Below are 15,209 nucleotides of genomic sequence, written 5' to 3' on the forward strand. Positions count from 1 at the left end.
ATTAACCAAAATCAACTATGAAAAGAAAACACAATTTACCTTATTACAATTCTTCGGTTATACAATTTCTCATTGTTCGTTGCAAAAATGTTATACACCCCCGGAACAAGATTTTCCAATTTGTCTAATGCAATAATAGCGTTCCCGTTATCATTCAGAATAAAAATTTTGGAATAAAAATTCCTTCCCAACAAATCGTTAACAATAATTAAAACTTCATCATTTTCATTTCCCACGATACTAAGATTAATATCACCATTAGTCGTAGGGTTTGGAAATACATTAAAATCAAATTTTTCAGAACTTTCAACAGCAACCAAATCAGAATATGTAAACTTACCATCGAAATCGGTCTGTTTTAACCTATAATAAGAAATACTCGAATACGGATTTTTATCTATTAAAGAATAGTTGTGTGGAACTGTGCTGTTACCTGCACCTTTAACTTTGCCAACAATTTCAAAATGCAAGGCATCAGTAGATTTTTCAATGGTAAAATAATCATTATTAGTTTCGGTTGCGGTAATCCATGTTGTATTTACTTCCCCGTTATCAATCATTTTCGCATCAAATGAAATTAACTCAATGGGTAAAGGATTTGCACCCCCATTCAAATTACCCAGAGTAAATCTACTGAAGGAAGTAAAGGAATTGGAAATTATATTCCCGTCATTATTAGCTGTTGCCGTTCCTCCCGCATCGAGCCATGCAGTGCCAGCTCCATTCGTTTTACACACGGTAAGATTGGTATAATCCGTAACTCCATCACCATTGCCCGTACTTCCATAATAAAGCCGGGCTGTTGCACCGGTCAGATTTGCATTGATTGATGGAGTACGGTCAATCTGCCAGTATCTTACGGAAGAAACTTTATCAACTGTTCCGGGCAACGTGTATCCCAAAGCAGCTGCCGAAGAATTGATTACCTCTGAAGTATAGGTATATGCTGTTGCAGCATTGTGTGTAGGAGTAAGAACCACCGGTCTCCAGTCGCCTCCCTTACCCACAGGAAAATTTAAGGTGCTTGTTCCGTTAAGAGACATTATGTATGCCATAGGACCGTCAATATAACTGCCGGCACTGCCAACAGTAGTTGTTACACTTTCATCGGTTAGCGTTAAAAGATTTACTGAGGTTGTAACAATATTCCCGGTGGTCATCGTTAAATCAATGTTGATATCAACCAGAACATTGAGTGTTAATGTCCCTCCTCCAGAGGTGGTCATGCTCATTCTCCTGACAACCGGCTTTTGTGCCGATGCACCATTAAAGTTTTGTACTCCATTGCCATCAATAGTTATCCTGCCTCCGGCTGCCTGAGCAAATGTAATGGCTGTTACAGTTCCAACGGTTGAAATATCACCTGAAAAAGTGCAGTTAGTATTGTAAGCAGGATATAAAGTGCCTGCACCTGTTTGAATAAATGTTGCGGAGCTATTAAAATCATCCGCTGTGGTATTGGCCAAATACATAATTCCCGTTCCGCTGTTTTTTATGGTGGCAGTAGCATTGAATATATTTGCTCCGGTACTTGTGTTATTAGTGGCTCCGTTTTTTTCTAAGGTAGCAGTACCATTAAATGTTGTTCCATTGAGGAATAATTGTGGAGCCGTGAAGGTAACATCTCCGTTAAAAGTGTTCCCGGATTGAAGATATAATGCTACCGTGCCTGCAAAAGTGATCATTGTTTGAGCAGTTGCTCCTGTCTGTGTAAAATTTCTTATGTATAAATTTCCCGATGAGAAGCCGCTGCCTCCAATAGTGATGGTTTTTGTATTCGCTAAAGTGGCTGTACCAGTGTTTTGTCCAAAACGGATTCCTGTTGAAGTCCCAGTGCTATTTAAAATGATATTGCCATTAAACTGGGTTCCGGTTGCATCATTATATGCAGGGTAAATCAAATTTGAACCTGTATTTGTAAAGGTAACATCAGCATTAAAAATGTCTCTGGTGGAATTAGCAAGTAAAATATATCCGCTTCCGCTACAAGTAATTGTTGTAGTTCCATTGAAAGTATTTCCTCCTGCGCTTTGATTATTCGTAGCCCCATTTTTCTCAAGCGTAGCAGTTCCGTTATAAGTGCATCCGTTAAGAAAGAGCTGGGGGGAGGTGAAATTAACATTACCATTAAAAGTGCTTGCTGTACCAACTGTTAAAATGGCTGTGCCAGTCAATGTCAAAGCCTGTGCAGTTGCTCCTGTTTGAGTAAAGTTCCTTAGTAACAGCGTTCCTGTGGAAAAACCACTACCGCCAACACTAATGGTTTTAGTATTTGCCAGTGTGGCTGTTCCGGTTGTTGAACCAAATAAAACACCCAGTGAAGACCCGGTACTATTGACAATTATATTGCCATTAAAAGTTGCAGCAGCAGTAGCATAAGCCACATAAATATAGTTTGAACCTGTGTTTGTAAATGTAATATCTGCGTTGTAATTATCAGTGTTGCCATTGCCAAGCATAAGATATCCGCTTCCGCTATTGGCAATAGTTGTAACACCATTAAATGTATTTCCTCCTGCACCTGCGTTGTTTGTTGCTCCACTTTTCTCAAGTACAGCTGTCCCGTTGTATGTTGTCCCATTGAGATATAATTGCGGAGCCGTGAATGTAACATTTCCGTTAAAAGTATTTCCTGTTTGAAGATACAATGCTACTGTGCCAGAGAAAGTGGTCATCGTCTGTGCGGTTGCGCCGGTCTGAGTAAAATTTCTAAGGTATAAATTGCCTGATGAAAAGCCGATGCCTCCGATACTGATGGTTTTTGTGTTTGCCAGCGTGGCAGTACCAGTGCCCTGACCAAAACGAATACCCGTTGAAGTTCCGGTACTGTTTAAAATAACATTACCATTGAATTGTGTTCCTGTGGCATCGTTTTGAGCTACATAAATTAAATTAGACCCACTGCTGGTAAAGGTTACATCGGCATTAAAAATATCGCGGGTAGTATTGGAAAGGCGGAGGTATCCGCTTCCGCTGTTTGTAATAATCGTAGCGCCATTAAAGGTATTCCCGCCTACTCCATTATTATTGGTTGCCCCGCTTTTTTCTAATGTTGCAGTACCATTAAATGTGGTTCCATTGAGATATAACTGAGGGGCTGTGAATGATACATTTCCATTAAAGGTGTTTCCTGTTTGAAGATATAATGCTACCGTGCCTGCGAAAGTAGTCATCGTTTGAGCTGTTGCACCAGTCTGGGTAAAGTTTCTTATGTATAGATTTCCTGATGAGAAACCGCTGCCTCCAATGGAAATGGTTTTTGTATTTGCCAACGTAGCTGTTCCCGTATTTTGTCCGAAACGTATACCTGTTGAGGATCCTGTACTGTTTAAAATAATGTTTCCATTGAATTGAGTAGGATTTACTGCATCAGTATATGCTACATTAATTAAATTTGATCCGCTGTTTGTGAAAGTTACATCGCTGTTGAAAATATCATAAGTGGTATTCGACAAACGTACATATCCTGATCCGCTATTGGTAATAGTGGTAATCCCGTTAAATATATTTCCTCCGGTACTTGCATTATCAGTAGCTCCATTTTTTTCAAGTGTAGCGGTGCCACTATAAGTACATCCGTTCAGATAAAGCTGTGGCGCTGTGAAAGTAACATTCCCACCAAACGAAGATGAAGGGCCTATAGTAAGTATAGCTGTGCCAGTTAATGCCAACGATTGTGCTGTTGCCCCGGTTTGGGTGAAACTGCGCAATAAAAGTGTACCAGTACCTGAAAATCCGCTGCCTCCAATAGATATGGTTTTACCCGCAGCAAGCGTAGAGCTCCCTGTCCCGGCCCCTGCCTGGCCAAACTGAACTCCCACTGTTCCGGTACTATTAATGATAATATTACCGTTGAATGCGGTGGCACCAGTTGCGTAAGCTACATAAATACCAGCTCCTGTATTGGTAAAAGTAACATCAGCATTAAAATTATCCCCTGTTCCATTGCCTGTCATCAAATATCCTGAACCGCTGTTAATGATTGTAGTGATTCCGTTAAAAGTATTTCCTCCTATGCCTGCATTATTAGTAGCTCCATTCTTTTCAAGTGTAGCGACCCCATTGAAAGTAGTTCCATTCAAGAAGAGTTGTGGACTAACAGCAGAAATATCTCCGTTAAAAGTAGTTCCTGTCTGAAAATATAATATTGCTGTACCTGTTAAAGTAAAATTTTGGGCTGTGGCTCCTGTTTGCGTGAAGTTGCGAAACATTAAATTACCAGCAGTGAATCCACCGCCTCCAATGGTGATTGTTTTTGTTGCCGCAAGGGTGGCAGTTCCAGTATTTTGCCCAAATCTGACACCACCTCCACCGGGATTGTTTACAATAATATTTTCATTAAATACATCAGGATTTGTATATGCTAATGAGAGATAACCGCTCCCGCTTGTTGTAATAGTCGTAACTCCATTAAATGTATTTCCTCCGGTACAGTTGGTATTGGTTGCTCCTGTTTGTTCCAAAGTCGCAGTTCCATTAAATGTGGTTCCATTGAGATACAACTGCGGAGCAGTAAAAGTTACGTTTCCGTTAAAAGTATTCCCGGTTTGGAGATATACTATAACTGTGCCTGAAAAAGTGGTCATTGACTGGGCGGTTGCTCCAACTTGAGTAAAATTTCTGATGTATAAATTTCCTGATGAGAAACCGCTGCCTCCGATGCTGATGGTTTTTGTATTTGCCAATGTGGCTGTTCCGGTACCTTGTCCGAAACGGATGCCTGTTGAAGCTCCCGTACTGTTTAAAATAATATTACCGTTAAATTGAGTTCCGGTTACATCATTGTATGCGGGGTAAATCAAATTTGATCCAGTACTTGTAAAAGTTACATCGGCATTAAATAGATCTCTTGTTGTGTTTGAAAGATATATATACCCGCTTCCGCTGTTGGTAATGGTAGTGGTGCCATTAAAAGTATTATTACCAGCACTTGCGTTATTGGTCGCTCCACTTTTTTCAAGAGTGGCAGTGCCATTAAAAGTGCATCCATTGAGGTAAAGCTGGGGGGAAGTAAAATTTACATTTCCATTGAATGTTGAGCCGGAACCAAGTTGAAGAATTGAAGTGCCTGTTAGTATGAATGATTGTGCTGTCGCACCGGTTTGCGTAAAGTTTCTAAGTTCAAGTGTGCCGTTGGAAAATCCGCTTCCGCCAATAGAAATAGTTTTGCCCGCTGCAAGTGTTGACGTCCCTGTACTATTCCCTATTTCAACTGAGCCGCCGGCTGTGCTGTTCACAATGATGTTGCCATTAAATTGTGTGTTTACTCCATTCTGAACAGAAATTATTCTCCCCGTATTTGTAGCAGTAAAAGTAACATCGGCATTATAAATATCAGCTGTGGTGTTGGTTGATAAAAGATACCCCGTTCCACTATTAATAATTGTTGTAGTATTATTAAAAGTATTTCCTCCGATACCTGCATTGTCCGTTGCCCCATTCTTTTCGAGTGTGGTTATACTGTTAAATGTAGTACCATTCAGGTATAGTTGAGGACTTGCAACAGTAACATCTCCATTAAATGTAGTTCCTGTTTGGAAATACAAAACAGCAGTACCTGTGAGGGTCAAAGCTTGTGAGGTAGCACCTGTTTGGGTAAAATTTCTTAAGCGCAAGGAACCTATTGTGAATCCAGTGCCTCCCACAGTAATGGTTTTTGTTGCAGCGAGCGTTGCTATCCCGCTTCCTTGCCCGAAATAGATCCCGGTTCCAGCGGTGCAGTTTACTACTATATTACCATTGAATTGTGTGCCGGTCGCATCGTTATAAGCCGGGTAGATTAAGCTGGTTCCAGTATTTGTAAAAGTTACATCGCCATTAAAAATATCGCGGGTAGTATTGGATAACCGTATCCATCCTGTGCCACTATTGATAATGGTAGTGGCACCGTTAAATGTGTTGTTCCCAGTGCAGGTATTATTTGCAGCCCCGTTTTTTTCAATAGTTGTTATTCCATTAAAAGTGCTTCCATTTAAAAGTATAGTAGCACAATTAGCCGATACGTTTGCTCCAAAAGTTGTACCACCGAAAGACGCACTTGTCCCTGCCGGGGAGATTGTACCATTATTTACATTACCGCTTGTAAAGGTGGCAGTTCCGGTAATTGTTAAAATGAATGTATTTAGATCAAACGTTCCGGAACTCAACGTAAGATTGGTTATGGAACGAGTGGCATCAAGCACAGGAGAAAACCCTGATGAGGTAATGACAGCATCATCTGCTGCTAAAGGAAATCCTGTATTCGGTGTCCAGTTTAAGTTATCATTCCACGCAGAAGAATTGCTTCCATTCCAAGTATATGTTGTTTGCCCAAAGGTATTCGGTATAATAAAACATAGATAGATAATGGCAAGTAGAATATATGTCAAATAGGGGGATAATTTTGGTCTTGCCGTTACCATCATTATAGGGCTTCTTATGATTGAAAAATTCGGGGGGGGGGGGGGTAAAAGGGTATTTATTGCTGATAATGCAACACGTCTTATCATATTAGGTTTTAAGACTATTTTATACATCTAATGGGTGCTAAGTTATACTATTTTCCTCATACGTATAATAAGACAAAAAGTTGCTTTTGTTGATAAAAATCAAGATTTTGTTTTTGCAAAAATAGCCTTGTTGAATAGAAAAAGTATGATATAAGTCAGTATTATTGTAAGCTCCCCTAAAAACAGGACAGTTTAGAAATGTAGTAAATTTAAACTGTCAAGTATGAAAAAGAGCAAGTTTACCGCCCATCAAATTGTCAAGATCCTTCAGGAATATGAAGGAGGCAAAACGGCCGTTGAGGTATGTCGTGATCACGGCATCAGCCAGGCCACATTGTATAGCTGGAAGAAGAAATACGGAGGCATGGAAGCCAGTGACCTGAAGCGCTTGAAGGAGTTGGAAGAAGAGAATGCGAAGCTCAAGCGCATGTATGCAGAGTTGGCGCTGGATCACCAGATGGCCAAGGAGATCATCTCAAAAAAGCTTTAAAGCCCTGCCAGAAGCGATCGATTGCCAATGAACTATCCTGTTACGGTATCAGCAGGGCGTGCCGTGTATTGCAGGTATCACGATCGGTGATTTACTATGAATCGATCAAAGACGATAAGGTCATTGAAGACGCATTGCTAAGCAAAGCCGAAGCCCACCCCCGCGAGGGCTTTTGGAAGGCTTACGGGCGACTTCGCCTGGAAGGTGAATCGTGGAATCACAAAAGGGTTTACAGGGTATACAAAAAGCTTGGACTGTCCATGCGCAGAAAAACAAAGAAGCGATTGCCGGCCAGAGTAAAACGTCGATTGGAAGTTCCCCGGGAGTTGAATCACACTTGGTCCATCGACTTCATGCAAGACCGTTTGGAGAACGGCCGTAAGGTGCGTTGCTTTAATGTCATTGATGATGCCAACCGGGAGATTCTGGATGTAGAGATTGATTACTCACTGAAGAGCAAAAGGGTTATATGGGTATTGAATCACCTGATCAGGCGCAGAGAAAAGCCCAAGCGTATCAGAATGGATAACGGCCCGGAATTGGTTGCGCAGATTACTCAGCAATGGAGCGAGGCTCATCAGATTGAGTTCATCTATATCCAGCCCGGCAAGCCCACGCAGAACGCTTATGTAGAACGGTTCAATGGCTCCTATCGCAGAGGAGTACTGGATGCGCACATCTTCGAGAACCTGGATCAACTCCGGGTCGCTTCCCAGATATGGCAAGAAGATTATAACCATCACCGGCCACACGATGGTCTCAAAGGTCTGCCACCGGTGATGTACGCAGAAAAATTCCTTCAAGGGGCTAGCCCCTTGAAGGAATCATCAGAAGAAGATGAAAGTTTGTTAGTTTAGCGATGTCCTGAAAATGGGGAGCTTACAAAACCACCTATACCGTTACCGCCACCAGCGGCGCCGGTTGCCAGGGTACCAAAAGCATCACCGTGAATGTGCTCACACCGCCGCAGGTAGATCTCGGTCCGGATGTGGTCATGTGCGACGGAGACCCCTATCCAACCCTGTACAACCACGCGCCCTACAACCCCGGTGGCATGGTGTCTTACAAGTGGTACCAGGGGGTCGGACAAGTTATCTCCACCAGCGGTTCTTTCACCCCGTCGGGTCCCGGTAGCTTCTGCCTGGAGATCACCGACATGAACACGGGCTGCAAAACCACTGACTGCATCACGGTGTCCAAGAGCCCGTACCTCACCATGAACAAAAATTTCAATGTGTATCCTCCTTACTTCTATGCAGGGGGCAATACCTACAAAGTTCGGGTTACGTTTAACGAAGTGCTTTCGGGCATGGGAGAAGCCTGGTATATCTATGAGGTGGATGGTACGCCGGCCCACAATGTCATTGCAACGGTGCAAAGCAATCCATCGGGCTGGTGGCCTGAGTACAATGACGGAGATGGGGAGATCGACTTCTCCACCACCAATCCGTCGGTGGTGTTTCAAACCAACAAATATTACAAGATTAAAAGGGTGGTTTGGTCCAACGATGGCTGCTTGTTGCCAACAGAAGCATACCATATCGTGTACCAGGAACATTCCGGTAGTACAGGAGGTGGCGGCGCCACCGGAGGTGGTGCTTCCGGCGGTGGCATGGGTGCCGGTAAACAGGAAATTCAATTGAAGGATGTGGTGCTGTCGCCGGTTACCAGCTTGCAACTTTTCCCGAACCCCACCAACGGATCGGTGAATGTGGCAGTGGATGGCGAAGTGAATACAGCCGTTCTCTAGGTATTCGACCTGACCGGCAAGGTGGTGTTTGAGCAATCGTATGCGACGTTCACCCAAGATCAGATCGACCTCGGCGTGCAGCCAAAAGGCATCTACCTGGTGAAACTCACCACACCCCAGCAGGTGTTTATCCAAAAAGTTGTGAAGGAGTAATCAGGCTTCGTTCGTATGCAAAAAAGGCCGTCCGTTTCGGGCGGCCTTTTTTTAGGATGTTAGATGCTAGATATTAGACATCAGATGCTAGACTTCAGACACCAGACCCTACACACCTTCCGCTTTCGGGTTTGGAACAGATTCTCAATTCCTAATTCCTAATCCCTAATTAGTAATTGGTCTCCCGTCCTCGGTCCCACATGAAACAGCATATCCAATATGCTCAGTCCGGCAATATAGCCATGTGTTCCGCTGAACACCTGCGGGTAGGGCGTATGTGCCAGCGGTTCCAGCACCAGTCCGCGGCTTGCGCCCTTGGGGTGGATGCGGCGCAGGTCACGCACATCGGCAGGGTATTCGGGGATGTAGCTTTCGGTGGTATGTACCGGTGTATTGATCTCCAGCAGCCGGAGGCATAGGGTAAGCAAAGCCTGGTTCCAGGGAAAGAGGAAGTCTTCATCTTGCATGAACACGGGTAGCAGCTGGTCTTCGTAGTATTCGAAGAACGGACTGGTACGATAGGCGGTTTGGATGGACTTCCATAACATCTTGCGCCAGTCGTAGGAGTTGTCAAGCCGGATCTCACTCACCGGCGTGTGCTCTCCCTTGCCATGGCTCACAGGGATGGTCAGCCGAAGGATGCCGTTGGCACCGTAGATGTAGCAACGGTTGCGGTATGATTGCTTCACGTAGTGTTCGTGCGCTTCGATGAGCACCTCTCTTGCACGTGCGATTTCGGCAAAGTATGCCGCCGGTGGAAAGAAGGCGGTGGAAAGAACCAGTTGATCGGAAGGCATGTCAGGCTGCGTCGTTGGCTTTCTTCTCCTTCTTTTTCCGGTAGATGTTGGTGCCGGCGGAGATCAGCACAACAATCACCAGGAAGTGGATGAAGTACGACCGGGACAAATCACCGCTGTTGATGAAGGTGAACAGCCTTCTGTAACGGATCTTATGCAGCCAGTTGGCATGCTGATCCAGCGACATCCAGATGAACACCGCCTTGCCCACGATGTGGTCTTCCGGAACAAAGCCCCAGTAGCGGGAGTCGGCCGAGTTGTGGCGGTTGTCACCCATCATGAAGTAGTAGTTCATCGCAAAGGTGTACTTGTCGGTGGCTTTGCCGTCAATGAGAATGTCGTTGCCGGATACGGCCACGGTATGCCCTTCGTATACGGTGATCAGCCGGTGGTAAATGGCCAGGTTTTCCTTATTGATGGAAATGGTGACGCCTTTTTGCGGGATCACGAGCGGCCCGTAATTATCCACATTCCACGGATACATGGGTGAGGGAGGGAACCCCGACTCGAACTTGCCCTTGGGCTTGCAACGAACCTTGATGTCTTCCACGCCGGGTAGTTCCTTCAGTTTGTTCATCGACTCCTGCGTGAGCGGGTAGATGAAGTGGTTGTAATTACGCGGGTCACCGGCTTCGGATACATAGCCGCCCTCGTCGGCCGAAATGCCCATGTCGTAAAGTTGCCGGTCGTTGAAGATGGTTTGCTTGTTTGTGGCGATGTCATACGTGAACTGCGCATGGGGTGGCGTCTCTGCTTTCTTGCTGTTGATGTACACCTGGCGGTTGTCGATGAACAGGGTGTCACCCGGAATGGCGATGCAGCGCTTGATGAAGTTCTCGCGCTTGTCCACCGGCCGGAAATCTTCCATCGGATAATTGAACACCACGATGTCATTGTTTTTGATCTTCTCGTATCCTGGCAGCCGCAGGTAAGGGATCGGACTCCAGTCTACATACGCCCGGATGCTGCTGAACGGGAAGCTGTGGTGGGCAAAGGGAAAAGCGATGGGTGTGTTGGGCACACGCGGCCCGTAGTTGACTTTGCTCACGAAGAGGAAGTCGCCCACCATCAGCGTCTTCTCCATGGAAGAAGAAGGAATTGTAAATGCTTCGAAGCCGAAGGTGCGGATGATGGTTGCTGCGATCACGGCGAAGATGATGGCATCCCTCCATTCGGTGGAAGCGGAGCGTTGCCCCTCGGATTGCGAAGGGGGGCCGAGGAATTTATCTTCTTTGGAAAAGCCGATCTTGGGCAGCATGTAAAAGGGCAGCAGCACGGCCACCATTTGTTCGCTTAATTTCTTTCGGCCGAAGGCGTTCATCAGGTCCACGATCATCACCGCCAACATGATGATGCCTACAACGGGTAATGCCAGGATGATGAGCCACCACCAGGGGCGTTTGAGGATCTTCAGCCAGGTGTAGTAGTTGAGCAATGGAACAAAGGCGATCCATCCGGGCTTACCGGCTTTTTCAAAGATCTTCCATAATCCGGCATGGATGGCAACCAGTATCAGGATCCAAATGATTCCTTCAGATGACATATCGTATGGTATTTTGGTGTACGGACGCGCCTGGTCCGACGTATATTGTTTCTTGTTCGGTTATTCAAGCATTTTTTAACAGGTCGGGCATGTTGAAAACGCCTTGTCGTCCTTTCAGCCACTCGGCGGCGATGACCGCACCAAGGGCAAATCCCTGGCGACCTTTTGCTGTGTGTTTGATTTCGATGTCGTCGATGGGGGATTCCCAGCGGATGGTATGCGTTCCCGGCACCTCTGCAGTGCGAAGGGCTGCGATCTGCAGCTGTTCGGCTTTGTAGGGCAGGGAAGGGGCCAGGCACCATGCCGATTTCCGGTCGACGTTTTCCAGGATACCTTCGGCCAGGGTGATGGCTGTGCCGCTGGGTGCATCCGCTTTGTGGATGTGGTGGATCTCTTCCATCGTCACATCGTAGCTCGTATGCGGGTTCATCAGTTCGGCCAGCTTCCTGTTCACCTGGAAGAAGATGTTCACCCCGATGCTGAAGTTCGAGGCGTAAAACAAGCTACCGCCTTTGTCTTGATAAGCTTTTGATATTTCAGGCAGATGATCCATCCACCCGGTGGTGCCCACCACCACAGGTACACCCGCATCCAGGCAGGCCATGATGTTGGGAACGGCGGTTCCGGGTGTGGTGAATTCAATGGCCACGTCCGCTTTTTTGAATGCTTCGCTTTTCAGGTCGTTCAGGTTGTCCTTGTCTATTGTTACCGGCACCTGGTGGCCGCGCTCAAGGGCGATGTCACGGATGATGCGTCCCATTTTTCCCAAACCGATGATGGCAATGTTCATGTGATACTAACTTACGCTTGAGGGTGATGAATATTTTGAAGGTTCAAAGAAAAGAAAAAATCACAACCTCAGGGTGAGGGTGAGGCCCGGTGCTCGGTGGTAAGACGAGTGAACGGGGAGCAAAGAAGGATGCCATTCGAGGGACAGGTCGTCACTCACATCAAAGTAATACAGGTGGGCATCCACCACAGCATCCACAATGTTGAGCGTGTACACCACGCCCATCAGGATGAAGTCGAAGTCGCGGTACCGGCGGAAAGTTGACTGAGCCGAACGCAGGTTGTCGGTAGGGATCCAGCTGAGTGCGGGGTCGATGTTCACGGAGTCTTCGTTAATCCTGGCCACGTACTCGTCTCTGTAGAGCCGGTATTTGCTGTTGTTGTAAAGGGCGAAATAGGTAAGCCCTCCGAAAGCGCCGTATACGATTGGTATCTTCCAGTATTTGCGGTTGTATGCCTGTCCGAGCCCGGGTAGCACCGCCGACATGATCGCCGCTTTGTTCGGAGAATGAAACGGTTCCGGTTGTTTCGCTGCTGTGGAGTCCTGTGCGTGACCACTGAAACAGATCAGGCACAGCAACGAGCCAAGGGCGAGGGACCGGATCGTGCGGGGCATGGCCATCCGGATCAGGCCAGTCCCAGCTTCTTCAGCAGGGATTCCAGTTCATCAGCGGTTTTGAAAGGAAGGGTGATCTTTCCCCTGCTTTCACCCTGGATGGAGAGTTGGGCTTTGGTGCCGAACGACTGTCGCAGTTCTTCCTTCAGCTTCTGCATTTCGAAAGATACCGGCGGAGGGGCACCCTTCACTTTTTTGGGCATGGCTTTGCGTGCCATGTCCTCCGCTTCACGTACGGAGATTTGTTGACTGAGCAGCGATTGAAAAAGCTTCATTTGCTGCTCTGCATCGGGCACACCGGCGATGGCGCGGGCGTGTCCCATGGATATCTTGCCCTCCCGGATGCCTTGCTGGATATCGATCGGCAGGTTCAGGAGGCGCAGGTAATTGGCAACGGTGGAGCGTTTCTTGCCGAGTTTCTCGCTCACCTCTTCCTGGGTGAGTTTGCACTCGTCTACCAGTCGCTTGCATGAGATGGCCACTTCAATGGGGTCGAGGTTCTCACGCTGGATGTTTTCCACCAGGGCGATCTCCAGCATCGACTGGTCGTTAGCCACGCGGATGTAAGCCGGAATGTCGGTGAGACCGGCGATTTGTGCGGCACGCAGGCGACGTTCCCCTGAGATCAGCTGATACTTGTCGTAACCGAGTTTGCGTACGGTTACGGGTTGAATGATGTCGTGTTCTTTGATGGACGCAGCCAGCTCATCCAGTTTCTCCTGGTCGAACTCAGACCTGGGCTGGAACGGATTCACCTCGATCTGGTCGAGGCGTATGCGGGCGATGGCCCCAACTACCTTTTCCGCATCTTCCGCTCCGATCCCTGTGGTGATGTCGGTACCGGCGTTTTCCAAGAGGGCGCTAAGCCCCTTTCCTAAGGCATTTCTTTTTCCGCTCATTCTTCAATGTTAATGATTTTATCCGATTCTCTCATGCGCGTCATATCGTTTTTCTGCAGGATTTCCCTGGCCAGGTTCAGGTAGTTCATGGAACCTTTGCTGGTGGCATCGTGCATGATGATGGTCTTCCCGAAACTGGGTGCTTCACCGAGTTTGGTGTTGCGCTGGATGACGGTATCGAACACCATCTGCTGGAAGTGGGTCTTCACTTCTTCCACCACCTGGTTCGACAGGCGCAGGCGGGCATCGTACATGGTCAGCAGCAGGCCCTCGATCGAGAGGTCGATGTTGAGGCGTTGCTGAACGATCTTCACGGTATGAAGCAGTTTGCCGAGACCTTCCAGGGCGAAGTATTCACACTGGATGGGGATGATCACCGAGTCGGCTGCGGTCAGGGCGTTGATGGTTACCAGGCCGAGTGACGGAGAGCAGTCGATGATGATGAAGGCGTAGTCGTCTTTGATCTTCTGCAGCGACTTCTTCATCATGTACTCGCGTTGCGGCAGGTTGATCATCTCGATTTCCGCACCCACCAGATCGATGTGGGCGGGGATGAGTTCGAGGTTCGGGGTATCGGTTTTCAAGATGGCATCGGCCGGGTTCATGTCGTTGGTGATGCACTCGTAAATGCTGGTGGTCACGTTCCGCGGGTCGAACCCGAGCCCGGAGGTGGAGTTGGCCTGCGGGTCCGCATCCACCACCAGTGTCTTGTGTTCAAGTACAGCGAGGCCGGCAGCGAGGTTGATGGCGGTCGTCGTTTTTCCGACGCCTCCTTTCTGATTGGCAACCGCAATGATCTTTCCCATTTGCTATAAGCTAATTTGTAACGTTAACGCTTTCCCCGATGGCGGGCAAAAGCAGTTCGATTTGTTTGGCTTTGGCTTTCCCGCGCGCCTCCTCATGGTTGATGACGATATAGGGAAACGTGTCGTAGTGGAGTCCGAGTATTTTCCTGCATCCCACCATTTCGGCACACACCAGTGCATCATCAACGCCCATGGTGAAGTTGTCGCCGATGGGCAGCAAGGCCAGGTTTACCTTGTGGTTGCGGCTGATCAGCTGCATGTCCATGGTAAGGGCCGTATCTCCGGAATAGTAGACGGTGCCTTCATCCGTTTCGATCACGAACCCACCGGGGTTGCCCCCGTAGGTTCCATCGGGTAGTCCGGAGGAATGAACGGCATTCACATACTTCACCCTGCCGAAAGGAAACGTTTTGCTTCCGCCGAGGTTCATGGGGTGGGTATGTTTGATGCCCTGTGCAGCGAACCAGTTCACGATCTCGTAATTGGAAATCAGCATGGCGCCGGTGCGCTTGGCGATGGCCAATGCATCGGCCACATGGTCTTCATGTCCGTGGGAGATGAGGATGTAATCGGCTTGGATGGTGGTCACGTCAATGGCTTTTGCCAGCGGGTTGGGTGAAATGAAGGGATCAACCAGTATACGGGTATCGCCGGTCTCCAGGGAGAAGCATGCATGTCCGTAGTAAGTGATCTTCATTTCAATCTGGTTTAAGCGAACCCGAAAGCAACCATATGTCGCCGGCCAGGGTTTATTTCCGGCATGTTAAAATTAAGACTTTATCCAGTGTTTATAGCGGATATTTATACACAGGTGTTGATAAGTTAAAGGTAGTTTGCTTGCCCGTCCGTAGCGGAGCGAAGGCGGGTGGTTTGTTCGG

Annotated in this window: 11 protein-coding genes; 3 read left to right on the top strand and 8 right to left on the bottom strand. The window is 47.3% G+C overall.

The features are described from left to right. Nucleotides 1-35: 35 nt before the first annotated feature. Nucleotides 36-6,515 (bottom strand): hypothetical protein, encoded by a 6,480-nt coding sequence (locus tag H6585_04870; GenBank protein ID MCB9447660.1) that lies wholly within the window; start codon nt 6,513-6,515, stop codon nt 36-38. 196 nt (nt 6,516-6,711) lie between these two features. Between H6585_04870 and H6585_04875 the strand changes: the two genes are divergently transcribed. The 3 genes from H6585_04875 (at nt 6,712) to H6585_04885 (ending at nt 8,881) form a co-directional block, all read left to right on the top strand. After that, nucleotides 6,712-7,835, top strand: a protein-coding gene (locus H6585_04875; GenBank protein ID MCB9447661.1) for an IS3 family transposase whose coding sequence is annotated in 2 segments (ribosomal slippage) — nt 6,712-6,964 and nt 6,964-7,835 — 1,125 coding nt in all. Because the reading frame shifts where the segments join, the coding sequence is not laid out codon by codon here. A gap of 89 nt (nt 7,836-7,924) precedes the next feature. Beyond that, nucleotides 7,925-8,728 carry a hypothetical protein gene (locus tag H6585_04880; GenBank protein MCB9447662.1) on the top strand — a complete coding sequence of 268 codons (804 nt, stop codon included), beginning with the start codon at nt 7,925-7,927 and terminating at the stop codon, nt 8,726-8,728. A gap of 24 nt (nt 8,729-8,752) precedes the next feature. Next, entirely contained in the window at nt 8,753-8,881 is a 129-nt protein-coding gene (locus H6585_04885; GenBank protein MCB9447663.1) for a T9SS type A sorting domain-containing protein, read from the top strand. Nucleotides 8,882-9,039: 158 nt separating this feature from the next. Here H6585_04885 and H6585_04890 read toward each other — a convergent pair whose 3' ends face one another. The 7 genes from H6585_04890 to H6585_04920 form a co-directional block, all read right to left on the bottom strand. Beyond that, nucleotides 9,040-9,678, bottom strand: a complete 639-nt coding sequence (locus tag H6585_04890; protein MCB9447664.1) for a WbqC family protein — start codon at nt 9,676-9,678, stop codon at nt 9,040-9,042. 1 nt (nt 9,679) lies between these two features. Further along, a complete protein-coding gene (gene lepB / locus H6585_04895) occupies nt 9,680-11,221 on the bottom strand; it encodes a signal peptidase I (protein MCB9447665.1) in 1,542 nt (513 codons plus the stop codon). A 64-nt stretch (nt 11,222-11,285) separates the two neighbouring features. Then, nucleotides 11,286-12,011 carry a 4-hydroxy-tetrahydrodipicolinate reductase gene (dapB, locus tag H6585_04900; GenBank protein ID MCB9447666.1) on the bottom strand — a complete coding sequence of 242 codons (726 nt, stop codon included), beginning with the start codon at nt 12,009-12,011 and terminating at the stop codon, nt 11,286-11,288. Nucleotides 12,012-12,071: 60 nt separating this feature from the next. Continuing rightward, nucleotides 12,072-12,626 (bottom strand): hypothetical protein, encoded by a 555-nt coding sequence (locus H6585_04905; protein ID MCB9447667.1) that lies wholly within the window; start codon nt 12,624-12,626, stop codon nt 12,072-12,074. A gap of 11 nt (nt 12,627-12,637) precedes the next feature. After that, a complete protein-coding gene (locus H6585_04910) occupies nt 12,638-13,525 on the bottom strand; it encodes a ParB/RepB/Spo0J family partition protein (GenBank protein ID MCB9447668.1) in 888 nt (295 codons plus the stop codon). After that, a complete protein-coding gene (locus tag H6585_04915) occupies nt 13,522-14,331 on the bottom strand; it encodes a ParA family protein (protein MCB9447669.1) in 810 nt (269 codons plus the stop codon). The genes H6585_04910 and H6585_04915 overlap by 4 nt, the downstream gene beginning before the upstream one ends. Before the next feature lie 10 nt (nt 14,332-14,341). After that, nucleotides 14,342-15,028 (bottom strand): metal-dependent hydrolase, encoded by a 687-nt coding sequence (locus tag H6585_04920; protein MCB9447670.1) that lies wholly within the window; start codon nt 15,026-15,028, stop codon nt 14,342-14,344. Nucleotides 15,029-15,209: the final 181 nt, after the last annotated feature.

This window comes from Flavobacteriales bacterium (assembly GCA_020635855.1).
Taxonomy (GTDB): domain Bacteria; phylum Bacteroidota; class Bacteroidia; order JACJYZ01; family JACJYZ01; genus JACJYZ01.

Coding starts and splice junctions, on each gene's coding strand:
- H6585_04890 (MCB9447664.1), bottom strand. CDS start 9,678: ATGCCTTCCGATCAACTGGTTCTTTCCACCGCCTTCTTTCCACCGGCG.
- H6585_04915 (MCB9447669.1), bottom strand. CDS start 14,331: ATGGGAAAGATCATTGCGGTTGCCAATCAGAAAGGAGGCGTCGGAAAA.
- dapB (MCB9447666.1), bottom strand. CDS start 12,011: ATGAACATTGCCATCATCGGTTTGGGAAAAATGGGACGCATCATCCGT.
- H6585_04870 (MCB9447660.1), bottom strand. CDS start 6,515: ATGTATAAAATAGTCTTAAAACCTAATATGATAAGACGTGTTGCATTA.
- H6585_04920 (MCB9447670.1), bottom strand. CDS start 15,028: ATGAAGATCACTTACTACGGACATGCATGCTTCTCCCTGGAGACCGGC.
- lepB (MCB9447665.1), bottom strand. CDS start 11,221: ATGTCATCTGAAGGAATCATTTGGATCCTGATACTGGTTGCCATCCAT.
- H6585_04910 (MCB9447668.1), bottom strand. CDS start 13,525: ATGAGCGGAAAAAGAAATGCCTTAGGAAAGGGGCTTAGCGCCCTCTTG.
- H6585_04905 (MCB9447667.1), bottom strand. CDS start 12,626: ATGCCCCGCACGATCCGGTCCCTCGCCCTTGGCTCGTTGCTGTGCCTG.